At 62.8% G+C, this 23414-nt stretch carries 20 protein-coding genes and 2 pseudogenes; 15 read left to right on the top strand and 7 right to left on the bottom strand.

The genetic code is table 11. The features are described 5' to 3' along the window. The first annotated feature begins 57 nt into the window (after positions 1-57). Positions 58-558 (top strand): DUF192 domain-containing protein, encoded by a 501-nt coding sequence (locus CCX87_RS09125; protein WP_232476566.1) that lies wholly within the window; start codon positions 58-60, stop codon positions 556-558. A gap of 142 nt (positions 559-700) precedes the next feature. Here CCX87_RS09125 and CCX87_RS09120 read toward each other — a convergent pair whose 3' ends face one another. Together CCX87_RS09120 and xseA are read right to left on the bottom strand one after the other, a co-directional pair. Beyond that, positions 701-1282 carry a superoxide dismutase gene (locus CCX87_RS09120; RefSeq protein ID WP_087745673.1) on the bottom strand — a complete coding sequence of 194 codons (582 nt, stop codon included), beginning with the start codon at positions 1280-1282 and terminating at the stop codon, positions 701-703. 153 nt (positions 1283-1435) lie between these two features. Then, complete coding sequence (gene xseA, locus CCX87_RS09115) at positions 1436-2761, bottom strand: exodeoxyribonuclease VII large subunit (protein ID WP_087745671.1); 1326 nt, start codon at positions 2759-2761, stop codon at positions 1436-1438. A gap of 351 nt (positions 2762-3112) precedes the next feature. Between xseA and CCX87_RS09110 the strand changes: the two genes are divergently transcribed. The 6 genes and pseudogenes from CCX87_RS09110 to adk all read left to right on the top strand — a co-directional run bounded on the left by CCX87_RS09110 (position 3113) and on the right by adk (position 7324). Then, on the top strand, positions 3113-3760 hold the full coding sequence (locus CCX87_RS09110) for a MotA/TolQ/ExbB proton channel family protein (protein ID WP_087745669.1): 648 nt from the start codon (positions 3113-3115) through the stop codon (positions 3758-3760). A 230-nt stretch (positions 3761-3990) separates the two neighbouring features. After that, a complete protein-coding gene (locus CCX87_RS09105) occupies positions 3991-4431 on the top strand; it encodes an ExbD/TolR family protein (protein ID WP_087745667.1) in 441 nt (146 codons plus the stop codon). A gap of 64 nt (positions 4432-4495) precedes the next feature. Next, a pseudogene (lpxK, locus tag CCX87_RS09100) lies at positions 4496-5543 on the top strand (tetraacyldisaccharide 4'-kinase); the annotation flags it as partial. Next, positions 5524-5706, top strand: a complete 183-nt coding sequence (locus CCX87_RS09095) for a Trm112 family protein (protein WP_087745663.1) — start codon at positions 5524-5526, stop codon at positions 5704-5706. The pseudogene lpxK and the gene CCX87_RS09095, both read left to right, overlap by 20 nt. Then, positions 5703-6509, top strand: a complete 807-nt coding sequence (gene kdsB / locus CCX87_RS09090; protein WP_087745661.1) for a 3-deoxy-manno-octulosonate cytidylyltransferase — start codon at positions 5703-5705, stop codon at positions 6507-6509. Before CCX87_RS09095 ends, kdsB begins: the two co-directional genes overlap by 4 nt. Before the next feature lie 158 nt (positions 6510-6667). Next, positions 6668-7324 (top strand): adenylate kinase, encoded by a 657-nt coding sequence (adk, locus tag CCX87_RS09085; RefSeq protein WP_087745659.1) that lies wholly within the window; start codon positions 6668-6670, stop codon positions 7322-7324. Positions 7325-7388: 64 nt separating this feature from the next. Here adk and CCX87_RS09080 read toward each other — a convergent pair whose 3' ends face one another. Then, complete coding sequence (locus CCX87_RS09080; protein ID WP_087745657.1) at positions 7389-8342, bottom strand: asparaginase; 954 nt, start codon at positions 8340-8342, stop codon at positions 7389-7391. A gap of 93 nt (positions 8343-8435) precedes the next feature. On the opposite strand from CCX87_RS09080, the gene lexA reads away from it, so the two are divergent. The 8 genes and pseudogenes from lexA to CCX87_RS09035 all read left to right on the top strand — a co-directional run bounded on the left by lexA (position 8436) and on the right by CCX87_RS09035 (position 18275). Continuing rightward, positions 8436-9110, top strand: coding sequence for a transcriptional repressor LexA (lexA, locus tag CCX87_RS09075; protein WP_087745655.1), 675 nt, complete (start codon positions 8436-8438; stop codon positions 9108-9110). Between the two features lie 664 nt (positions 9111-9774). Next, positions 9775-10554: pseudogene (locus CCX87_RS09065) on the top strand (D-2-hydroxyacid dehydrogenase family protein); the annotation flags it as partial. Between the two features lie 97 nt (positions 10555-10651). Beyond that, entirely contained in the window at positions 10652-13612 is a 2961-nt protein-coding gene (locus CCX87_RS09060) for a Tn3 family transposase (protein ID WP_087745648.1), read from the top strand. A gap of 677 nt (positions 13613-14289) precedes the next feature. Beyond that, positions 14290-15252 (top strand): chromate resistance protein ChrB domain-containing protein, encoded by a 963-nt coding sequence (locus CCX87_RS09055; RefSeq protein WP_087745646.1) that lies wholly within the window; start codon positions 14290-14292, stop codon positions 15250-15252. A gap of 24 nt (positions 15253-15276) precedes the next feature. Beyond that, a complete protein-coding gene (locus CCX87_RS09050) occupies positions 15277-16479 on the top strand; it encodes a chromate transporter (protein ID WP_087745643.1) in 1203 nt (400 codons plus the stop codon). A 25-nt stretch (positions 16480-16504) separates the two neighbouring features. After that, positions 16505-17425, top strand: coding sequence for a Fe-Mn family superoxide dismutase (locus tag CCX87_RS09045; RefSeq protein WP_087745642.1), 921 nt, complete (start codon positions 16505-16507; stop codon positions 17423-17425). After that, positions 17422-17880, top strand: coding sequence for a chromate resistance protein ChrB domain-containing protein (locus CCX87_RS09040; protein WP_087745640.1), 459 nt, complete (start codon positions 17422-17424; stop codon positions 17878-17880). The genes CCX87_RS09045 and CCX87_RS09040 overlap by 4 nt, the downstream gene beginning before the upstream one ends. A 62-nt stretch (positions 17881-17942) precedes the next feature. After that, positions 17943-18275, top strand: coding sequence for a hypothetical protein (locus CCX87_RS09035; protein WP_087745638.1), 333 nt, complete (start codon positions 17943-17945; stop codon positions 18273-18275). A 16-nt stretch (positions 18276-18291) separates the two neighbouring features. Here the strand turns inward: CCX87_RS09035 and CCX87_RS09030 are convergent, their stop codons facing one another. From CCX87_RS09030 to CCX87_RS09015, 4 genes are all read right to left on the bottom strand, one after another. Further along, a complete protein-coding gene (locus tag CCX87_RS09030) occupies positions 18292-18663 on the bottom strand; it encodes a hypothetical protein (protein WP_087745637.1) in 372 nt (123 codons plus the stop codon). A 40-nt stretch (positions 18664-18703) separates the two neighbouring features. Further along, positions 18704-19759: a DMT family transporter gene (locus CCX87_RS09025; RefSeq protein ID WP_087745634.1), complete on the bottom strand. Its 1056-nt coding sequence runs from the start codon at positions 19757-19759 to the stop codon at positions 18704-18706. Between the two features lie 7 nt (positions 19760-19766). After that, a complete protein-coding gene (locus CCX87_RS09020; RefSeq protein WP_054257472.1) occupies positions 19767-20162 on the bottom strand; it encodes a hypothetical protein in 396 nt (131 codons plus the stop codon). A 102-nt stretch (positions 20163-20264) separates the two neighbouring features. After that, on the bottom strand, positions 20265-23411 hold the full coding sequence (locus CCX87_RS09015; protein ID WP_087745632.1) for an efflux RND transporter permease subunit: 3147 nt from the start codon (positions 23409-23411) through the stop codon (positions 20265-20267). Positions 23412-23414: the final 3 nt, after the last annotated feature.

Below are 23414 nucleotides of genomic sequence, written 5' to 3'. Positions count from 1 at the left end.
GCTATGGTTTGCCCCTGGCTCCAGTTCGCAACCACTGAAAACCTGCCCATGACACCGATGCCCTTCACTTTCAGATTTTTGCCCCGCCGCTTTTCCCGACGCGCCACCCCGGCGCTGGCACCCCTGGTGGCCGCCGTGCTGGCGTTGTGGAGCACCGCCGCACCCGCGCAGGAGGGCCCCCAGCTGGCGCTGCAGCGCGTTGAACTGACGGCCGGCATGCACCGCATTGACACCCAGGTGGCGCAGACCCCGCAAGAGCGCCAGACCGGCCTGATGCATCGCCGGGAGATGCCGGCACAAGAGGGCATGCTGTTCATTTTTGAGCAGCCCGGCGTGCAATGCTTCTGGATGAAGAACACCTTGCTGCCGCTGACGGCGGCGTTTGTGGCCGATGACGGCACCATCGTCAACCTGGCCGACATGAAGCCCCAGACCACCGATTCGCATTGTTCGGCAAAGCCCGTGCGCTATGTGCTGGAGATGAACCAGGGATGGTTTGGCAAGAAGGGCATCAAGGCCGGGTTCAAGCTTGGCGGAACCCTGTTTTCGAAGCGTTGATACATCACAATTCGCTATTATTTATATAGCTATAAGCGCTTTACCACAAAGCGCTGCAGCCCAGAAAGCACAAAACGGCCCGCACGGGCCGTTTTGTTTTGCAAGGGCGAATGGGGCGAAGCGCCCGCCCCTGCTGCGTGCTTCAGGCGAAGTTGGCTTCGGCAAAGCTCCAGTTCACCAGGTTGCCCAAGAAGGTTTCGACAAACTTGGGGCGCTGGTTGCGGTAGTCGATGTAGTAGGCGTGTTCCCACACGTCCACCGTCAGCAGCGCCTTGTCGGCGGTGGTCAGCGGCGTGCCGGCGGCGCCGGTGTTGACGATGTCGACGCTGCCATCGGCCTTCTTCACCAGCCAGGTCCAGCCTGAGCCAAAGTTGCCCACGGCCGACTTCACGAAGGCTTCCTTGAACGCGACGTAAGAGCCGAACTTGGCGTTGATGGCCGCAGCCAGCGCGCCCGTGGGCTCGCCACCGCCCTGGGGCTTCATGCAGCTCCAGAAGAAGGTGTGGTTCCAGATCTGCGCGGCGTTGTTGTAGATGCCGCCGGACGACTTCTTGACGATCTCTTCGAGCGTCATGGATTCAAACTCGGTGCCCTTTTGCAGGTTGTTGAGGTTCACCACATAGGCGTTGTGGTGCTTGCCGTGGTGGTATTCCAAGGTTTCCTGGCTGTAATGCGGGGCCAGTGCGTCGATGGCATAGGGCAGCGGGGGAAGGGTGTGTTCCATGGTGTTTCCTCGTGGTTTGAAATTCTGGGATTCCCGGATACCCGGCTGCAGCGCAAACAGGTTCGGGCGAGCAGGCATTGTAGAAAGATCAATAGACCTGTGCTGCATGGGGCGTGTGAACAGCCGTCGTCATGCCGCGAAGGCGCGTTTGTCCTACAGCAGGCGCGGCTGCACCACGGTGACATCCACCGCACCGTCGGCCAGTGTGGCGCGCAGGGCATCGCCCGGCTGCGCCTGGCGTACGCTGGTGACGGCCTGGCCCGCGGTGTCGGTCAGCAGCGCATAGCCGCGCTGCAGCACCAGGCGCGGGTCGAGCAGCTCCAGCCGCAGGGCGGCGCGGTCCAGACGCTCGGCATGCAGCGCCAGCTGGCGTTGCAGCTTGAGCGGCATTTCGGCCTCTAGCGCTTTCTGTGTCTGCGCAAGCAGCTGCATTTTCAATAGCACCCCATGGCGCATGCGCTGGGCCAGGCGGGCCAGCTGCATCTGCTGGCGGGCCACGATGCCCGAGGGGCGGCCCAGGCGGGCGGCCGCCTGGTCCAGCCGCTGGTGGCGGGCATCGAGCTGGCGCTGCACGCCATCGGCCAGCCGGCCGGCCAACAGGCCGAGCGCACCGAGCCACACCTCGCGCGGCTGGGCCACCAGTTCGGCCGCCGCCGTGGGCGTGGGCGCGCGCAGGTCGGCACAGAAATCGGCAATGGTGAAATCGGTTTCGTGCCCCACGCCGCAGATCAGCGGCACCGGGCTTTCCACAATGGTGCGCGCAAGCTGTTCGTCGTTGAAGGCCCAGAGGTCTTCCATCGACCCGCCGCCCCGCACAAGAAGGATCACATCGATCGCAGGGTTTTGAGCCAAATCAGCCCCTGGCGCTTGTCCAGATTGCGCCAGCAGATACAGTTTTGATAGCGCCGCGACAAGGGCCTGTGGCGCTGCAGCCCCCTGCACTTGCGCAGGCACCAGCACCACCGGGATATGCGGCACGCGGCGGCGCAAGGCCGTCACCACATCGTGCAGCGCCGCCGCGCCGGGCGATGTGACCAGGCCGATGCCCCGTGGCTGCAGCGGCAGCGGCCGCTTGCGCGCTGCATCAAAGAGGCCTTCGCCCTCCAGCTGTGCCTTCAGCCGCAAGAACTGCTCGAACAGCGCGCCCTGCCCCGCGCGCTGCATGCTCTCGACAATGAACTGCAGGTCACCCCGGGCTTCGTACACGCCGATGCGCCCGCGAAGCTCCACCAGTTCGCCATCGCGCGGCGAAAAGTCAAGCAGGCTGGCCGAGCGGCGGAACATGGCGCAACGCAACTGGCCGTTCGCGTCTTTCACCGAGAAGTAGCAATGTCCGCTGGATGCGCGCGAAAAGCCCGTGATCTCGCCGCGCACGGCCACCGGGTTGAATCGCGCCTCCAGCGCATCAGCAATGGCGCGGCACAGCGCGCCAACTTCCCAGATACGCGGCGTCGCGCCAATGGTTGTGGACTCAGGCATGAGACAGCGTCAGCGTTTGCAGGCCATGCGCCAGGCGACTATTCCACAGCGCAGCGCGAGCGGCAGACCGGCCCACGCAGGGGGCCAAAACCGGCCGGAAAACACGAAAGTTCGTGCAACCTCTTGATTTATAACGATTTTTCACTGATTAATTTTTCATCAATCTGTTGAACCCACGGTGTGGCGCCGCTTTGCGAGGCCCTGCAGCCCAGTTGCCCACAAAGTTATCCACAGATTTTGTGGGTGAGAAAAAGGCAAACGGCCGGTACATTCACGCCAACTTTTGTGTCATGGAATGCCGGAGCACCTAGGCCATAATCGCCCATTGCCTTCACCCGTGCGGAGAGAGAATTGCTGTCCATCATACAAGCCGCAGGCTGGCCCATCTGGCCACTGATTGCCTGCTCCGTCCTGGCACTGGCGCTGATTTTCGAGCGCTTCGTGGCCCTGAAAACAGCACGCGTCGCCCCCCCCAAGCTGCTGGATGAAGCCATCACCGTCTCGACCAAGACCCTTCCCACGCCCGACGTGGTGAACCAGCTGGCCCAAAACTCGGCGCTGGGCGAGGTGCTAGCCAGCGGCCTGCGCGCCTTCAACAACAACCCCCTGTGCACCGAGGCCGATTTGCGCGCCACCATGGAAGGCGCGGGCCGCACGGTGGCGCACCGGCTCGAAAAATACCTCAACGCGCTGGCCACCATCGCCTCGGCGGCGCCGCTGCTGGGCCTGCTGGGCACCGTGATCGGCATGATCGAAATCTTTGGCTCACAGGTGGGCACCGGCGGCGCCAGCCAGGCCATGGGCGGCGGCAACCCGGCGCAGCTGGCGCACGGCATCTCGGTGGCGCTGTACAACACGGCGTTCGGCCTCATCGTGGCGATTCCGGCGCTGATCTTCTGGCGCTATTTCCGCAGCCGCGTGGACGCCTACCTGCTGACGCTGGAGCTGGCCTCCGAGCAGTTTGTGCGCCACATCCTGCGGCTGCGCAAGCTGAAATGATGGCCCCCACGGTCGGCCCGCTGCGCGTGGCTCCCTGCCCCCCAAGGGGGCCGCATTTCGCCTTGGGGCGGCCCGGCGGCAAAATGAGCGCCCCCACGGTCGGCCCGCTGCGCGTGGCTCCCTGCCCCCCAAGGGGGTCGCATTTTGCCTTGGGGCGGCCCGGCGGCAAAATGAGCGCCCCCACGGTCGGCCCGCTGCGCGTGGCTCCCTCTGTTTGAAAGACGGATCGCATGAATTTCCGCCCCCGTGCCAAGGACGAGCCCGAGATCAACCTGATCCCGTTCATCGATGTGCTGCTGGTGATCCTCATCTTCATGATGCTGACCACCACCTACAGCAAGTTCACCGAACTGCAACTGACGCTGCCCGTGGCCGACGCCGAGCAGCAGCGCGACCACCCCAAGGAGGTGATCGTGGCCGTGGCGGCCGATGGCCGCTATGCCATCAACAAGACCGCCGTAGACGGCAAAAGCGTGGACGCCGTGGCCCGTGCGCTGGGCCAGGCGGCCAGCGCGGGCCAGGGCAGCAGCGTGGTCATCATCAGTGCGGATGCCACAGCGCCGCACCAGTCGGTGATTACCGTGATGGAGGCTGCGCGGCGCGTGGGCCTGAACCAGGTCACGTTTGCCACGCAGTCGTCGGCATCGGCCCGCGCGGGCAACGGCCGCTAGACGCAATGGCTGGCGCCGGGCCGCAGCCGGCCTCCTCCCCCGCAGTCACCCCGGTGACTGGCACCCAGCCGCCCACAGGCCTGGCACGCATCTGGCGTACACGCGGGCCTGCGGCGTGGGCCTTGTGGCCGCTGTCACTGGTGTATGGCGCGCTGGTGGCACTGCGGCGCAGGCTGTACCGGCTGCGGGTGCTGCGCAGCGAACACCCCGGCCCGCCCGTCATCGTGGTGGGCAATGTGATTGCTGGTGGCGCGGGCAAAACCCCTGTCGTGATTGCGCTGGTGCGGCATTTGCAGGCGCAGGGGTGGCAGCCGGGCGTCATCTCGCGCGGCTATGGCCGCAGCACCCATGACTGCCGCGCAGTGCTGCCAGACAGCCCCGCCCTGGAAGTGGGGGACGAGCCCGCCCTGATCGCCCGCGCCACCCATGCGCCCGTTTTTGTGGCGCCACGGCGCATCACCGCGGCGCGCGCACTGCTGGCCGCGCACCCTGGCACCAACGTCCTGGTGTGCGACGATGGCCTGCAGCACCTGGCGCTGGCGCGCGACCTGGAAATCTGCGTCTTCAACAGCGACGGCGTGGGCAACGGCTTTTTGCTGCCCGCAGGCCCCCTGCGCGAGCCCTGGCCGCGCCCTGTGGACTGGGTGCTGCACGCCGGCACGCGCCCCGCCGGGCGCAACCCCAGTTTTGCGCTGCAGCGCCGGCTGGCGCCCCATGCGCTGCGCGCGGATGGTCGGCAGGTGCCTCTGGCGTCCCTGCGCGAAGGCCCCGTGCATGCCGTGGCTGCAGTCGCCCGGCCTGAGGAATTCTTTGCCATGCTGCGGGCCCAAGGCCTGTCGCTGGCATGTGCCGAGGCGTTGCCAGATCACTATGATTTCAATAGCTGGAAGCGCTTTATTGACAAGCACTTCACGCTGATTTGCACTGAAAAAGACGCCGTAAAGCTCTGGCCGCTGCACCCCGATGCGCTGGCGGTGCCGCTGGCGCTGGAGGTCGATCCCGCCTTCTTCGCCGCACTGGATGCCCGGCTCGCGCCGTGGCAGGCCACGCCGCTATCATCCCCCCCCTGCCTGATTTCCGGAAAACGCCGCCATGGATCCCAAACTGCTTGAATTGCTGGTCTGCCCTGTCACCAAAGGCCCCTTGACTTATGACCGCGAGCGCCAGGAGCTGGTGTCGCGCAGCGCGCGCCTGGCCTACCCCGTGCGCGACGGCATTCCGGTGCTGCTGGAAAATGAGGCGCGCACCCTGACCGACGAGGAGCTGCAGGCGTGAGCCCAGCCACGGCAGCGGGCTTCACGGTGCTGATCCCGGCACGCATGGCATCGAGCCGCCTGCCCGACAAGCCCCTGGCCGACATCGCCGGCCTGCCCATGGTGGTGCATGTGGCCCGCCGCGCCGCGCAAAGCGCCGCAGCCCGCGTGGTGGTGGCCGCCGACGACCCGCGCATCCTGCACGCCTGCCAGGCCCACGGAGTGCAGGCCCTGCTCACGCGCACCGACCACGCCAGCGGCAGCGACCGGCTGGCAGAGGCCTGCACGCAGCTGGGCCTGGACGGCGACGCCGTGGTGGTCAACGTGCAGGGCGACGAACCCCTGATGGACCCGGCCCTCATCAACGCCGTGGCAGCCCTGCTGCCTGCGCGCCCCGAAGCCAGTATGGGCACGGCAGCCCATGCCATTCACACATTGGCAGACTACGAGAACCCCAACGTCGTCAAGGTGGTGCTGGACGCGCGCGGCCTGGCCCACTATTTCAGCCGTGCGCCCATTCCGCACGCCCGCGACCACGCTGGCCAGTCCTGGTGGCAAGGTGCCGCGGCGCAGGCTGCACCCGGCGTGGCCGCCTTGCACGGATTTGCGCCGCTGCGCCATATCGGCATCTACAGCTATCGCGCAGGTTTTCTGCGCCAGTTTCCTGGTCTGGCCCAGGCGCCCACCGAGGCGGTGGAGGCGCTGGAGCAATTGCGGGCACTCTGGCATGGCCACCGCATCGCCGTGCACATTGCCGACGAGGCCCCCGGCCCGGGCGTGGACACCCCGGCAGACCTGGACCGGGTGCGGGCGCTGCTGGCCTGAAAACCAGCGCGTGGCCGCCCCATTCGCGGGCGCCGTCGTAAGCCTGGGCAAGGCATGCACATGCTATCCTTGACCGCAAAGAGAGCACTGCGTCACGGGCGCCTGGCTGCGCCCCCTTGCCAGCAGTGCCAGCTGATTTCTAACCTTCGAGGATTTCCATGAGACTGATTCTGTTGGGCGCCCCCGGTGCCGGAAAGGGCACGCAAGCCACGTTCATCTGCCAGAAATACGGCATCCCGCAAATTTCCACCGGCGACATGCTGCGCGCAGCTGTCAAGGCCGGCACGCCGCTGGGCCTGCAGGCCAAGGCCGTGATGGATTCGGGTGCCCTGGTCAGCGATGACATCATCATCGGCCTCGTCAAGGAACGCATCACACAGCCCGACTGTGCCAACGGCTTCCTGTTTGACGGCTTCCCCCGCACCATCCCCCAGGCCGATGCCATGAAGGACGCGGGCGTCAAGCTCGACTATGTGCTCGAAATCGACGTGCCGTTCGACGCCATCATCGAACGCATGAGCGGCCGCCGCTCGCACCCCGCCAGCGGCCGCACCTACCACGTCAAGTTCAACCCGCCCAAGGTGGAAGGCAAGGACGATGTGACGGGCGAAGAACTGATCCAGCGCGAAGACGACAAGGAAGAAACCGTCAAGAAGCGCCTGCAGGTGTACAGCGACCAGACGCGCCCCCTGGTGGACTACTACAGCAACTGGGCCAAGACCGAGCCTGGCGCAGCCCCCAAGTACCGCGCCATCAGCGGCACGGGCAGCGTCGAGGAGATCACTGCGCGCGCACTACAGGCCCTGTCCAGCTAAGCGTGGCGGCATGGGCCAGCAACGGCCCGTGGCCGCCCACCACTACCACTCGGCCACCGTTTAATCAAGGCAGCAGCTCCAGCATCAGCGCAATGCGTGCCTTCACCGCAGACAGGCCCCGGGAGTCCCGTAGAGCATCGCCGGGCTTGGGCAGCACCTGACCCTCCGGGCAGCGCGTGGCACGCACCACTTTCACACCAGCCGCCTGCGCGCGCAGCAGTGCCGATTCGAGGGCCTGGTGAATCGTGCCATTGCCCGTTGCGGCCACCACGATGCCCTGCACACCATCGCGCACCAGCGAGTCCACCAGAGCTCCCGTGGCACCCGCATAGCTCATGACCACCTCGACGCGCGGCCATTGCGCGCAATTCACTATATTTTCAATAGCGCATTGCGCTTGCCCTGCTTGCGCTAAAGGCCAATTTTGTGCCAAACGCACCGCTCCCTCCTCCACCCAGCCCAACGGTCCGGCATCACCGGAGCTGAATGCATCCACCCGATAGGGGTGCACTTTCTGGACACGCTGTGCGCCGTGCACCACGCCGGCAGCCACCACCACAACGCCCCGCGCCCCCGCTGTCATCGCCACGGCGACGGCGTCGAGCAGGTTTTGCGGACCATCGGGCGTCAAAGCCGTTGCAGGGCGCATCGCACAGGTCAGCACCACGGGCTTGTGGGCATCCAGCACCGAGTGCAAAAACCAGGCAGTCTCTTCCAGCGTATCGGTGCCATGGGTGATGACCAGTCCGCGCACCAGGGGATCAGCGAGCGCTCTGGCACAACGCTGCGCAAGCGAGCGCCACACACTGAACTCCATGTCCTTGCTGTCCAACTGCGCGATCTGCTCAGCCACCAGACCGCCACGGGCTACCGCCTGCAAGCCGGGCACAGCGTGCAACAACTGCTCCACGCCCACTTGCGCGGCGGTGTAGCCAATGTTGTCTCCCTGCGTTGCAGCCTTGCCAGCGATGGTTCCACCCGTTCCCAATACGACAATTTTTTGCGCGCTCACTTGCATCCTTTGAAAAACTGGTGAAAAATACAGCTACTGGATTAATACACAGTAAATACACGGTTACCCGCCACCCTGGTGACACACACTGGAAATGCCATGCTCGACAACCCCAAGCTCACTGCACGCCAGCAACAAATCCTGGACCTGATCCAGATGGCCATTTCCCGCACGGGTGCGCCACCGACACGGGCTGAAATCGCCGCGGAACTGGGCTTCAAATCAGCCAACGCGGCCGAAGAACACCTGCAAGCCCTTGCGCGCAAAGGCGTTATCGAACTGGTCAGCGGTACATCCCGCGGCATCCGCCTGCGCAGCGACACAGTGCGCTCCATTAATGCAGCGCGCGGCACCCAGTTCAGTCTGCCCATGCCAGGGTTGTCGCAACTGGTCTTGCCCTTGATCGGTCGCGTGGCGGCTGGCTCGCCCATTCTCGCGCAGGAACACGTGGACCAGACCTACAGCGTGGAAAACAGCCTGTTTCAACACAAGCCCGACTACCTGCTCAAGGTGCGCGGCATGTCCATGCGCGACGCCGGCATCATGGACGGCGATCTGCTCGCCGTGCAATCCACACGCGAAGCGCGTAACGGCCAAATCGTCGTGGCAAGGCTAGGTGATGATGTCACCGTCAAACGTCTGCGCCGAACAGCCGGCACCATCGAGTTGCTTCCCGAGAACCCCGATTACCCCGTGATCGTTGTCCAACCGGGCGAGCCGTTCGAGATCGAAGGCCTGGCAGTGGGCTTGATCCGAAACACCATCCTCATGTAATTGCGATCTCAGTTGCGCACCTCAGGTGGCGGGCGTTTGGCAAATCGGTAACGGTTTTCCAGCCCTGAGAGTGCGCATCGCGTTGCAATCCTGCCTGTGCTCAACCCCTGATACACGGAGTTTTCACATGGGACTTGCCTTGTTCGCTCTTTCTGCCTTTTCCCAACCCCTTCACGCCTTGGTGCACTGGCTGCAACCCGGGCGATACACGGATGATTCGCGCAGTGCTGTGCCTGCGGCCCGCATCGCCGGCAGCGCCCCCGAAGGGCTTTCATCTTGCGCGGTGCCCAGCACCGCCGCGACATCGAGGCCACATTTCCAACCACCGGCCTTGGCTGCCGGCACCCACCGCCACGCTGCTGGTCGCGTGCAAAGTGCACCTTCCGGCTTCAGCGGGCCGGCCACTGGCAGCCGCCATAGCGCCCGGCGCCCGGTGCGCGTTCTGCATGCGACATCACGCACAGAGGTCGGGCGCATGGTCATCTCGGGCCGCATGGCCGATGTCTGCGCAGAGCTGGAGCGAATGACGGCATGCGAGACATGGCGCCATTGATGGCTGCGCCCCTGGCTGTGGTGCCACAGGTGCCACAAAGCGTTGCATTCTGCTCAAGGCCGTCAGAGCTGCGCAGTCGCCGCCCAGCTCTCGCCAAGGCACAATGGCGGGATGAACATTGTGATTCTGGATGACTATCAGGATGCGGTGCGCAAACTCCATTGCGCGAGCCGGCTCGACCCCTATTCGGCAAAGGTGTACACCAACACGGTGAAAGGTCAGGGGCAACTGGCTGTGCGCCTGAAGGATGCAGACATCATCGTGCTGGTGCGTGAACGCACCCAGATCACGCGCCAGCTGGTTGAAAAGCTGCCCCGGCTAAAACTGATTGCCCAAACCGGCAAGATCGGAAGCCACATTGATGTGACCGCCTGCACCGAACGCGGCATTGCGGTGGCCGAGGGAGTGGGTTCGCCAGTGGCCCCGGCCGAACTTACCTGGGCACTGGTGATGGCCGCCATGCGGCGACTGCCGCAATACATCGCCAACCTCAAGCACGGCGCCTGGCAACAGTCCGGCCTGAAGGCGGCTTCCATGCCACCAAACTTCTGCCTCGGAAGCGTGTTGCGGGGAAAAACACTGGGCATTTGGGGCTACGGCCGCATCGGGCAACTGGTGGCGGGTTACGGCCGCGCATTTGGCATGAGCGTGCGCGTCTGGGGTCGTGAGGCCTCCCGCGCCCAGGCACTGGCCGATGGATACCAGGCTGCCACCAACCGGGAAGAGTTCTTCTCGCAATGCGATGTACTGTCTCTTCACCTGCGGCTCAATGACGAGACCCGAGGCATGATTTCACTGGAAGATCTTTCGTGCATGAAACCCACCGCGCTGCTGGTCAACACCTCGCGCGCCGAATTGATTGAGCCCGACGCCCTGATCGGGGTAGTCTCGGTTTCCGTGCAATTTCGGAATCCATCTCCAAATAAGCCTCTGGCGACAACAACTTAGCTGCGATTTATAGTGTTCCCCGGAGCGAAGGAGAACGCTGATGTCGAGCTACCGATACAGATTCGTAGGCTACGAAAAGCTGCCGTCTGGCATGAATGCGGATGACGTGCAGCTGCACTGCCGTCTACCGGACGAGTTGATCAGGGAGATCAGGAACAGTGGCTACGCGAAGCGCTACCACCTGGGACTGGCCGTGCAGCTGTCGTTCCTCGCGCTGACTGGCAGGAATGCCGATGCCGCGCTCAAGATGCCGAGTGCGATGTTGACAATGCTGTGCGAGCAACTGGGCATCCACTCGACCGCGATTGCCTCCCTCAAGTCGCTGTACTCGAATGCCGACCGGACCATCAGCAACCATAGGGCTTGGGTTCGAGAACAACTCCTCTTCTCTACCTACGACTCCAACGCCGAGGCACGCTTACAGGCAGCCTTGTCCCAGCAGGCGATCGACGCCTCCTCCGTCGATGACCTCCTCGCCTGCGCGCAGGAATGGCTCTTCGACAACAGGATCGTCCTGCCAGGCCAGCGTGTGGTGCTCGACCTGGCCCGATCTGCGTTTCAGGTTGTCGAGAACCTGGCCCTGGCAACAATTCGAGCAGCGGTCACTCCAGTACGACTTCGCGCGGTGCTCAAGGTCATGCACGAAGAGAGTCCGACTCCTGGCATCTCGTTGCTGGAGTGGTTGAAGCAATCGGCCGGCAAACATGGGGTGAAGGGCCTCAAAGGGGTGAACTCACGCATTGATGCTCTCAAAACACTGGGCGTGCACCTGTGGGACCTGCAAGGGCTCTCGATTGGGCGCATCCATGCGTTCGCCCAGGCCGTGGTCAATCGGCCGCCCTCCGAAACCGCCCGCCGCATCGAGGGTACCCGCTCGATCGAGATCGTGTGCTTTCTCAAACACCTGCTCGGCGAGCTTAGTGACGAGGCGATTTTTCGGAACAACCGGCACACCAACGACATCGTCCGCTCAGGCACCAAACGCGTCCAGGCCAAACAGGCACAGCGCGCAATCGAGTACCGCCATTCCATTGAATCGATGCGGGACATTGCTGCGGACAGCGCGCGCGATGCCCATGAACGGCTGGCAGCCATCACGGCGCTGGCCGATGACATGCTGGGCCGTCCGCCCGTCAGCCATGCTGAGGTTGTCAGGGAAACCTTGACCGAGCAGAGCGCACGCGTTCGCACGGTCCTTGATGGCATGAACTGCCTGGACCTGCGGGGAGATCCCGAGCACGCCGACGGTAAGCTGGTTTCGGCATTGCAGGCACTTCGCGCTGCAGGCGCCAAGGAACTGCCGGTTGACTTCGACATTTCGTTGGTCGAACCAAAATGGCGCCCACTGCTTCAGGTGCCGGATCGAAAGGCCGCCCTCAGAGCCTTCGAAGGTTGCGCTTTGATGCGCATCAGCAAAGGTCTGCGGGGCGGAAGTCTGTATGTGAACCACAGCGCAACCTATCAGAGCAAGGCGAGCTTGCTTATCCCCCAGGACGAGTGGGAACGCGACAAGATCGCTCTCTGCGAAGCCTACGGTCTGGAATTGGATCCGCGCAAAGCGCTTGACCTCCAGTACGAGCTACTGCGTGCCGGCCTTGCCGATGTGGAGATCGGGCTTGAAGAAGGCCTGCTTGAGATCGATGAACACGGGTGCGTGCGTATACCGGCGATACGCGCAGCTGAGGAGGACCCGGAGCTTCGACACACGAACCAACGCCTGAGCGACTTGATTGGCGCAACCCAGCTACCGGACGTCATTTTGGAGATCGACAGTCGGACCCAAATCAGCACCATGCTGCTGGGCCGCCAGCCGGAAGACGCCGATGAACTCATTGCGCTGTATGCAGGATTGCTCGCGCACGGCACAGAGATCGACGCCAAGGCGGCAGCAGCCATGATTCCCGGCGTGCCCGTCAGTCGCGTGTCGGCCGCCATGCGTATGCTGGAGGCGCCTGGCCGGCTGCGCTCAGCCAACGACAGCGTGGTGTCATTCCAGCAGCGGTTTCCGATCGTCAAGCTGTGGAGCGATGGGAAGAAGGCCTCCTCGGACATGATGGCGCTCGACGCAACTCGCCACCTGTCCATTGCCCGCACCGATCCCCGTCGCAAGACTGCGGCGGCGGGCATCTACACCCATATCCTGGGTAGCTACCCGGTCATCTTTGACCAACCCATCGTGTTGTTGACGCGCCAGGACGCGCCCGCAGTGCATGGGATCGAAGCCTACAACTCGACCAGCGAAGACCGCATCAAGGTCGACCTTTTGGCGGTGGACACCCACGGCTACACCTACTCCGGCATGAGCGTGGCCAAGCTGCTGAAGTTCGACTTGTGTCCCCAATTGGCGGGGCTGCCCGACCGCAAGATATGGACGCCCCGCTCGATCAAGGTGTCGGAGGCACTTGAGAGAGTCGCCATACCGGCCATCACCGAAAAAGCCATGCGGGAAGGCTGGGATCAGACCATGCGCCTCATTGCCTCAATCAAGTCTGGTCGCGTAAGCGTCGCTTGGGCGTTGACCCGCCACGGGAGCGCAGCTGCTGGGGACGACGTCCGCCGCTGCCTGGACCAGTACGGCCGCCTACTGCGATCGGTGTTCCTGTGCGACTTTTTCACCAACGACGTCTTCCGGCGGGAAATCCACACTTTGCTCAACCGCGGTGAGTCGGTGCACCTCCTTCAGCGGGCCATCTACTACGGCCGAATCACCGCCGAAAGAGGCCGCCGCCGCGATGAACTCAAGTCGATTTCGGGATCACATGCGCTCTTGACGAACGTCGTGATCGGCTGGAACACGATGAAACTGCAGGAAACCGTGGATCGTCTGAAGTCCAGCGGGCAGCGCATTGACGACAGCATCTTGCGCCGAATCGGCCCCGTCCACTTCGGGCACATCAACTTTCGGGGCACCATGAGCTTCAGCGTGGCCCGGTATGCAAGCGTGCTTTTGAAGGGGGAAATGGCCTCGAAACGCGCCCCCGCAAAACGCGCCGAGAAGTAACCCTATTTCGTGCTTTTGCATTTCCGTCTGCAAAATCGGAAAGATGCACTATATAAATCAACAACTTAACTTACCCCTGCATTTCGCCCTTTCATTCACTTCGTGCAAAAAAGGAAATACCAGATAAATTTAGTAGGCTATTGGGTGCTCAGCGGAGTTGGCGCTCAGTGCACAGATTATTCCGTTGGCCCCTCGAGAGTTGCCCCGGCATCCGCCAGTTGAGGGTGATGTCACTTTCGGTGCAGATTACCCGATTAGGATACTAGGGTTAACCCTGGATTGGTGTTTTCTGATGTCAGGTGGTCTGCCCTCCTGGGAGTCTTTTCAAAGTGTGGTTTAGAGACGAGCTGTCAGTTGTGAACCGGTGGCTTGCGTGAGTCCCGTTCGCCCATCGGCCAAAAACAACGACTTGCAGAACGACCGATATAGCCACGATCGATCATCCACCGCCACCTATCGGCGATGAGGTACATCGTTGGCCCAAAGCCAGGTATGGCACCCGGCCTCCCGCTCGTACACCCTCTGAATGCGTGCGTCGAGAAGCGGCCACTCAACAGACCGTGCGTCCAACGACGCGAGCTGCCTGTACTTCTATGCAACAGACATCAAGAAGTTCATGAACTTGTAGAGATCATTACATTATTGCAGCACTCGTGAAGGCGCACTAAGCTGCCGCCATGTCTCTCACCTCTGACTCTTGGCTGGCCTTTGTCGTCAGCCTCCCATCTGCCGCCGCCACGGCGCGCATGCGGATTTGGCGTGCCGTAAAGGCACTAGGCTGCGCTGCCTTGCGCGACGGCACCTACCTGCTGCCAGCACAGGCGGAACATGCTGCGCAGTTGCAAACGCTGGCCGATGAGGCCCAGCAGGAAGGCGGGCAAGCCTGGCTACTGCGCGTGCATGCCCAAGACATGGCCGAGCAAGCCACCTACCAAGCGCTGTTTGATCGAACGGCCGACTACGCTCCCTGGCTGGACGAGTTGGCGCAAGCGCGCCAGCTTATTCCCGCGCTGCCTGCCGCCGAGCTTCAGCGTCTGCAGCGTCGGCGCGCGCGCACCTACGAAGCCATCCGCAAGATCGACTTTTTTCCCGGTGAGGCTTCCATCTGTGCCGAGGCCCAATGGCGGGACTTCACCAATGCCGTCGAAGCGAGGCAGTCACCCGGTGAACCCCAGGCCGCTGCCGGCCGTATCGCCCGGCGTAATCGGATGCAGTACCAGGGACGACTCTGGGCGACTCGTCGCCATCTCTGGGTAGATCGCGTGGCGAGCGCCTGGCTCATCCAACGCTTTATTGACCACGCTGCGCGCTTTTTGTGGCTGGACTCCGCCGCCGACTGCCCCTCCGATGCGCTGGGTTTCGATTTCGACGGAGCTATGTTTTCGCACGTTGGCGACCGAGTGACGTTTGAGGTACTGCTGGCGAGCTTTGGCCTGGATGGTGACCGTGGTCTTTTGCGTCTGGGATCCATGGTGCATGCATTGGACGTGGGTGGCACGACCACGCCCGAGGCCAGCGGCTTCGAGGCCGTACTGACCGGTGCGCGCAAGCGCTGGCCGGACGACGACGCACTGTTGACCGATGTGGGTGGGGTACTGGACTCGCTCCATGCCCATTTCTCTACCAACCGCAAGCCGTAGCACCTCTCAAATTAAGGAATAAGCATGAACGATCTCAACGTAACGGCTGCGCCCGATGCCAGCGCGGAAACCGCCCCTGGCTACACACTGTGGCAACTGGTGCGCTACATGCTGCGCTTGGGCACGCTCGGCTTTGGCGGCCCGGTGGCGCTGGTCGGCTACATGTACCGAGATCTGGTGGAGCAACACGGCTGGATTTCGGATGCCGACTACAAGGAAGGGATGGCCCTGGCTCAACTCATGCCGGGCCCACTGGCAGCCCAGTTGGCCATTTACCTCGGGTACGTCCACTTCCGCTTGTGGGGCGCAACGCTGGTTGGCCTGGCGTTTGTGCTTCCATCTTTTTTGATGGTGGTTGCCCTGGGGTTTGCCTACAAAGCCTACGGCGGCATCTCGTGGATGCAGGCGGTCTTCTACGGCGTGGGCGCCTCCGTCATCGGCATCATTGCCTTGAGCGCCTACAAGCTCACGACAAAGAGCGTTGGCAAGGACAAACTGCTGTGGGCCATCTACCTGGTCAGCGCTGGTGTGACCATCATCACGCAGTCCGAGGTGATCTGGGTTTTCCTGGGCGCGGGTCTGTTGGTATGGGCCGTGCGTGGTCCCTTGAAGCGCACCGGCGGCCAGCTTCACAGCTTGGCATGGGTGGCCCCTATCGCCGGGGCACTCAGCTTGGAGAACCTCGATTGGCACAAGCTGGGGCAGATTGCCGCGTACTTCACCTATGCGGGCGCCTTCGTCTTCGGCAGCGGCCTGGCCATCGTGCCGTTCCTTTACGGCGGCGTGGTCAAGGAGTACGCATGGCTGACGGACCGCCAGTTCGTGGACGCGGTGGCCGTGGCCATGATCACCCCGGGACCAGTTGTCATCACCACCGGGTTTATCGGGTTCCTGACCAGTGGATTTTGGGGCGCGGTTGTTGCTGCGGCTGCGACCTTTCTGCCCTGCTACCTGCTCACCGTGATCCCAGCACCGTACTTCAAGAAGCACGGGAAACACCCCGGCGTGGTCGCGTTCGTGGATGGCGTGACTGCGGCTGCTGTGGGCGCTATCGCTGGAGCCGTGGTGGTGCTGGGGCAGCGCTCCATCGTTGACCTGCCCACTGCCGCGTTGTTCCTTGCTACCGCCGCTGTGCTGTGGCGATTCAAGAAGCTGCCCGAGCCTGTCGTGGTTTTGGCCGCCGCATTGATTGGCTTTGTCGCTCACCCGTTTATTGCAACCGCCTGATCCCAAGCATCTGTAGGAGACCCTCATGAACTATCAAATCTGCCCCCTGACTATGAACCCGGATCAGCTCTCTGGCTTGTCAAACCGACTGATCACCAGCCACCACGAAAACAACTACTCGGGTGCGGTCAAGCGCCTGAACGCCATACGGAGCGAACTCGCAGCGCTGGACTGGAGTGCCGCAGTCACCTTCACCATCAACGGTCTCAAGCGCGAGGAGTTGATCGCCGCCAACTCGGCCGTCTTGCACGAGCTGTATTTCGACAACCTGGGCGGCGACGGCGTGCTTTCATCCTGCGGTTTGTCCGTCGCGCTCACACGAGATTTTGGCTCCGTCGATGCCTGGCGCAGCCAGTTCATGGGGCTGGCCAACGCCATGGGCGGCGGATCGGGATGGGCGCTGCTGTCCTGGTCTTCCCGCGAAAGCCGCCTCATCAACCATTGGGCTGCCGACCACACGCATCTTCTGGCGGGCGCCACGCCCGTGCTGGCGCTGGACATGTACGAGCATGCGTACCACCTGGACTTTGGAGCCAAGGCGGGCGCCTATGTGGATGCCTTCATGGCCAACATCCAGTGGGACAAGGTCTACAAGCGCTACGGGGCGGCCGTCGAGGCGGATGCGTTGGCATTTGGCATCGACACAGGCGCAGCGCTGGCCGGTGCGGCAGGTGCGCTTGACGTGCGACGTGAGGAGGACTATCTGGAGAGCCCGCAGGTCATTGCAGGAGCATCATGGCGCGACCCGTCGCGCGTGTTGGAATGGAGCCAGGAGTTGGACCCAACGAAGCCGGTGCTGCTTTATTGCTTGCGCGGCAAGGACATTGGCCGCTCTACGGTCCTGGCACTGCGGGCACGCGGCATGGATGCGCACTACCTCGTGGGTGGCATCGAGGCCTGGCAAGCCGCTGGCCTGCCTCTGGAAACGCAAGGAGGTGCCGCATGAAATGGGTCACCCGCGAGCGGCCCAAGATCGACCGCATTGCCTGCCCCTGGCTGATTGCTCGGTTCATCGACAAAGAGCCGGAATTCCTCTATGTGCCTTCGGCCTCGGTGCTTCAGGTGGCCCAGGACACGGGAGCAATCCCCTACGACGTGCCCGGCGTCGAATTGACTCACGACGGTGAGCTGTGCAGCTTCGATGCCTTCCTCAAGAAGTACGAACTCACCGATCCCGCCTTGCTGCAACTGGCTGTGATTGTGCGGGGTGCGGACACTTCCAGACTGGACCTGGCGCCGCAGTCTGCGGGCCTCTATGCGCTGTCTCTCGGCCTGTCCAAGACCTTCAGCGACGACCACAAGATGCTCGGGCATGGCATGGTGATGTACGACGCACTGTATGCGTGGTGTAGGTCCTGCCAGGCCGAAACCCACAATTGGCCCCCGAGTGTGGCGGCATGACGGCGGGTGCTGGGCGGTCGCTTTACCGCTTCACCAGTGCGTTGTGCGCGCATTTACTGTGCATGACGCTTGCTCCGTTGGCCTGCGCGGCGCCCCCGGAAACCAAACTGACCACCGCTCAGATCCACGCCACGCTGGGCGGGCACCAGGTCTCCGACGGGCGCCATTGGGGTCATGACTACTTTTTGGATGGGCGCCTGGAGCGTTTGGAGAACGGCCGCATACGCAGCGGACGCTGGAGCGCGCAGAACAACCAACTGTGCCTGCTGCTGCCCGAGGTCAGCAAGGTCTCGCCTGTCTGCTTTGACGTGGTCCGCGTGGGGGTGGAACTGCAGTACCGCGATGCGGGCAGTGTGGTGTACGCAGGCACGGTCAGGAAGAGCCCGGCTCGCTGAAGCTCCTCGTCAGTCTCTAAGGCTTTTGCACCGCCTTGGCCCCACGCTGGACCTTCGGCACTATTGGAGGTTGGTCACACTTCCACGCGTTGAAGTAAACCTCGTCGCCCACCGCTACGCCAGTGCCCGTGTCGATTCTGGCGAAGTGCCCGCGCGCTCGGGTCACTTGTTGTTGGATGAAGGCGAAGCGGTCATTTGGACTAATTTCCATGCCTTCGCAGCGAGAGCCATTCTCCTTCAAGTATTCGTCCGCAGAAACCAGTTTGGTGACCTTACCGACTCTCCAGCCTTCCGACATGGCGTATCGGTTTTCGTAGACCGGAGTGCTACAGCCTGAAATCATCAGTAAGGCAAGCGAAGCAGCAAGCCAAGGTGTCGTTTTATTCATCTTTCAAATTTCCCTAATGCATTTTGAAGACGCGATGGGTTTAATGCCTGTGCTGATGGTGAACATCTGGCGCATGAGGATGAGAATGGGTGACCGGTTCGTGGAAGTGCATGTGGCTGTGGCTTCCCGTAGGCATCACGTCATGGGAGTGCGAATGGTGTCCATCGTCATGACGGTGGGCATGCTCATGCGCCATCGATTCATGTACATGTTCATGCCCGTGGCTCTCGGCCAAATGCAGCAGTACACCTGCAAGCATCAGAAAACCACCGACCAGCATCAACCACCCGGCAGACCGTTCGCCAAAGCCGAACGCCACAGCTGCACCAATGAACGGAGCAAAGGCGAACACGGAGCCTGTCCGTGCCGCGCCAAAAGCCCGCTGCGCTAGAAGGTAGAAGCGAAGACTTAGGCCATACCCCGTGGCCCCCACGGCAAAGAGCCCTAGAGCTGCCGTCACGGAGGGCACAGGCTCCCCCGATACCACTGCAAGACACGCTGTTGCAGCAGACCCCAGCGACGCCTTGGCCATCACCACCTGGCTTGGATCACGTTCAGCTAAGCCTCGGGACAGGGTGTTGTCCACGCCCCAGGCCACGGTTGCGAGCAGCACGGCTAGCAGACCGAGCAACTGTGCACCACCTTGCAGTCCCTGATCCATGACCAATGCCATGCCTCCTGCCAGCAAAAGTAGCATGGCCGCCCACACTCGGCGGTCCATGGTTTCACCGTATAGCCACCAAGCAAGCGTTGCAGTGAACAGAGCCTCCAGAGTGAGCATGAGCGACGCGCTGGCACCGCTCGTGTGTTGCAACCCCCACGACAGGGCAACCGGGCCGAGGGCTGCTCCGAATCCGGCCATGGCGATGAGACGCCAGGTATCCGAACTCTGCAATCTTGCTTCTTGGGCGGCAGTCCGCAGAGACAAGACGCCTACCGCAGCGGCACCCGCGTACAGAAGCGCTGCCGTAGTAAACGCTCCGAGCCCTGCACCCAGCCGCTGGACGATGGGGGTACTGATGCCGAACAAGGCCGCCGCCAGCAAGGCCAGCAGGCCGCCTCGCAAAGCTGGCAGATGCAGGGATTGGAGCGCCATTGCTGCCTTACTTCACCGTGAACCGCACCGTGATGCTCTTCTTGCTGCCGGTCGTGAGCACCGCGACAGCCTTCGACCCTTTGGACAGGGTGACTCCCTTGGCCTCTAACTTGTTCGCACCTGCAGGTTTCAGGAGCGCTTCGGACTTATCCGCACCGTTGAGCACTGTCAGCTTGCCCTCGAACCGTGAAACATCCGCATCTTTGCCGTGGTCTTGGATGTAGATATTCGCGCCATCGGGTGTCGCGACTAACTCAAACGACAAATCGGCAGCGGTTTGCACGACTCCGCCATGCACAGGGGCGGCGGCACCATGGGCCATGGCAGCGGGCGCACTTGCCAAGGATGCCATCACGATGGTGGTGGCTGCCATCAGTTGGGAGAAGTTCGTTTTCATGATCATTTGGGTTGCCTTTCGTTGAGTTTGTTTCAATAGAGCGCTTCAAAAGGCAGCGCTCCGAGGCCTCTTTCAAAAAGATGGAAGTAATACAGTCTCAGTGAGGGATCAATAGGCTTCTTGGTCCATCGGCTCGCTTTGGGTTTGAGCGCCGCCGCCTTCAATCAAGCGCCGGGTGGCACCTTCACCAAAAAGCCAGAACATCACGGGCGTCAGCAACGTGTCCAGCAAGGTCGAACTGACGAGTCCACCAAAAATCACGACCGCCACCGGATGCAGGATTTCTTTACCAGGTGCGTCGGCCGCCAACAGTAGCGGGGTCAGCGCAAAGGCAGCCACCAGCGCCGTCATGAGCACCGGGGTCAACCGTTCCAGCGAGCCGCGCACGATCATGGGTTGGCCGAAGGCCTCTCCCTCGAACTTGCACAGGTTGATGTAGTGGCTGACCTTCAAAATCCCATTGCGCGTGGCGATACCCGCCAGCGTGATGAAACCCACCATGGAGGCCACCGACAGGCTCACCCCCGCCAGCCACATCGCAGCCACGCTGCCGATCAGCGCAAGCGGAATATTGGCCATGATGATCCCGGCCAGCACGGCCGACTTGTAGCGTCCATATAAAACGAGAAAGATCATCGCTAAGGACACAAACGACAGACCGACGATCAATTGCATCGCCTGCTCTTGAGCCTGGAACTGGCCTTCCAAGCTCAGGAAGGTCCCAGGCGGCAATGGCGTCTTGGCCATCACTGCCCGAATGTCACCGATGACGCGGCCCATGTCGGAGCCGTCCGTGTTGGCATAAACGACGATGCGGCGACGACCGTTCTCTCGGCCAATCTGGTTGGGTCCATCGGTTTCCTGGACCGTGGCGATGGCGGACACCGGTATCTGTCCCGCAGGCGTGTCGATCAGCGTGCGTGCCAGATCCTGAGGACTGCGTTTGTCATCGGGCAGGCGCAGCACCAGTTCATACCGGCGCAGGCCGTCAACGATTTGCGCACCATGGGCACCATCTGTAAGAGCCTGTAGGACCCGCACCGCCTCGCCAGGAGACAGCCCAACCTGCGCGGCCTTGCGGTGGTCCAGCCGTACCGTGATCTGGGGGATCAGCACCTGCTTTTCCACGGTCAGATCCACCAGCCCTGGAACGCCCGAGAGTCCCTGGCGCATCTGCTCGGCCAGGCCCCGTAGGGTGTCCGTGTCATCGCCGAAGATCTTGAGCGCTATCTGCGCCCGCACCCCTGACAAGAGGTGATCCAGGCGGTGGGAGATAGGCTGGCCAATGGCCACCTGGGCTGGAAGGACGGCCAAACGGGCACGGATGTCTGCCATCACGGCCTCGCGGTCCCGGGCGGACCGCTTCAGGTCCACATCGATCTCGGCCGAATGCACGCCTTCTGCATGCTCATCCAGCTCGGCGCGTCCCGTCCGGCGCCCCACCTGGGTGACCTCGGGGACCTCTGCGATCAGCGTCTCCGCCAACGCGCCCATGCGATTGGCTTCCGCCAGCGCAGTGCCTGGGTTGAACACCATGCCAAGCACCAGCGAGCCCTCATTGAACGCCGGAAGAAAGGCGCGCGGGAAAAACGGGACACTGGCCGCCGCTGCCGCCACCGCCAGTGCGGCGACAGCCATCAGCGACTTGGCGCGAGAAAACGACCAGCTGAGCACTTGCGCATCCCGCCGCTTGAGCCAGGCGACCAGGGTGCTGTCACCATGGTCCAACCGTTTCATCCCCGGCAACAGGTAAAGGCACAGCACGGGCGTAACCGTCATTGAGACCAGCATCGATGCCAGCACCGACACGATGTAGGCGATGCCCAGGGGCGTGAACAGGCGACCCTCGATGCCCGGCAGCGCAAACAGCGGCACAAACACCAGCACCACGATGGCGGTGGCGTAGACGATGCCCGAGCGGACTTCCACGCTCGCCCGGCGCACGACCTCCAGCATGGACAGTGGATTGCCCTGGGCACGGTTTTGCTTCAGCCTGCGCAGGATGTTCTCCACATCGACCACCGCATCGTCCACCAGCTCGCCAATGGCAATGGCCAGGCCACCCAGAGTCATGACGTTGATGGACTGGTCCAGCAGCCGGAAGACCATGGCCGTCACGGCCAGCGACAGGGGAATCGCCACGAGCGAGATCAAAGTGGTTCGCGCGGACAACAGGAAGGCGAACAACACGATGGCCACCATGATGGCGCCGTCCCGCAAAGCCTCGGTCACGTTGCCGATGGACGCCTCGATGAAGTCCGCCTGACGAAACAACACCTTCGGAGCAGCCAAGCCCACGGGCAGCCCCTGTTTGAGATCCCCTAATGCCGCTTCGATGGCGTGTGTGAGCTTGACGGTATCGGCCGCAGGCTGCTTTTGCACACTGACGATGACGGCAGGCACGCCGGTGTATCCGGCGTCACCGCGCTTCATGGCGGCAGCGAACCGGACATTGGCCACCTGTTCCAGCAAGATGGCTCGGCCATCCTTCCAGGCCACCGCCACGCCCTGCAGGTCCTCGACACGGCTGGTACGGCCGATGTGGCGGATGAGGAATTCACGGCTGTTGAGGTCGATGAAGCCACCTCCCGCATTCCCCGCAAAGCCTCGAAGGGCCTGCTCGATCTGCGTCAATGTCACCCCGAACTGTGCCATGCGTGCCGTGTCCGGCTCCACCCGCAACTGGCGCACTTCGCCGCCGATGGGGATGACCTGTGAAACCCCTGGAATCGACAGCAGTCTTGGGCGCAGCACGAAGTCCGCGTACTCACGGGCCTGCATGGGTGTCGCTGCGGCGGCCTTACCATCGCCTGCTGCCAACGGCAGCGCGATGAGCATGACTTCGCCCATGATGGAAGACACTGGCCCCATGACGGGCGTGATGCCCCCGGGGAGTTGCTCCCGCACCAGTGCCAGGCGCTCCGCCACGAGCTGGCGGTTGCGGTAGATGTCCGTCCCCCAATCGAACTCGGCATAGAGAATGGACAGGCCAACCCCAGATGTAGAGCGAACCCGCGTGACCCCCGGCATGCCGTTGAGCGCGGTCTCCAGAGGGAAGGTCACCAGCTGCTCGACTTCTTCGGGCGCCATACCTCCTGCTTCCGTCAAGACGGTGACCAGGGGTTTGTTGAGGTCGGGAAACACATCGACTGGCGTGCGCCATGCGGTGATAGCCCCGTAGACCATCAGCAGCGCCGCGACCGCCAGGACGAACAGACGGTTGTGAAGGCTGTTCCTTACGATCCAATTGAACATTGC

The organism is Acidovorax sp. T1 (assembly GCF_002176815.1).
Taxonomy (GTDB): domain Bacteria; phylum Pseudomonadota; class Gammaproteobacteria; order Burkholderiales; family Burkholderiaceae_C; genus Acidovorax.
This window is presented reverse-complemented; position numbering and strand designations above follow the sequence as displayed.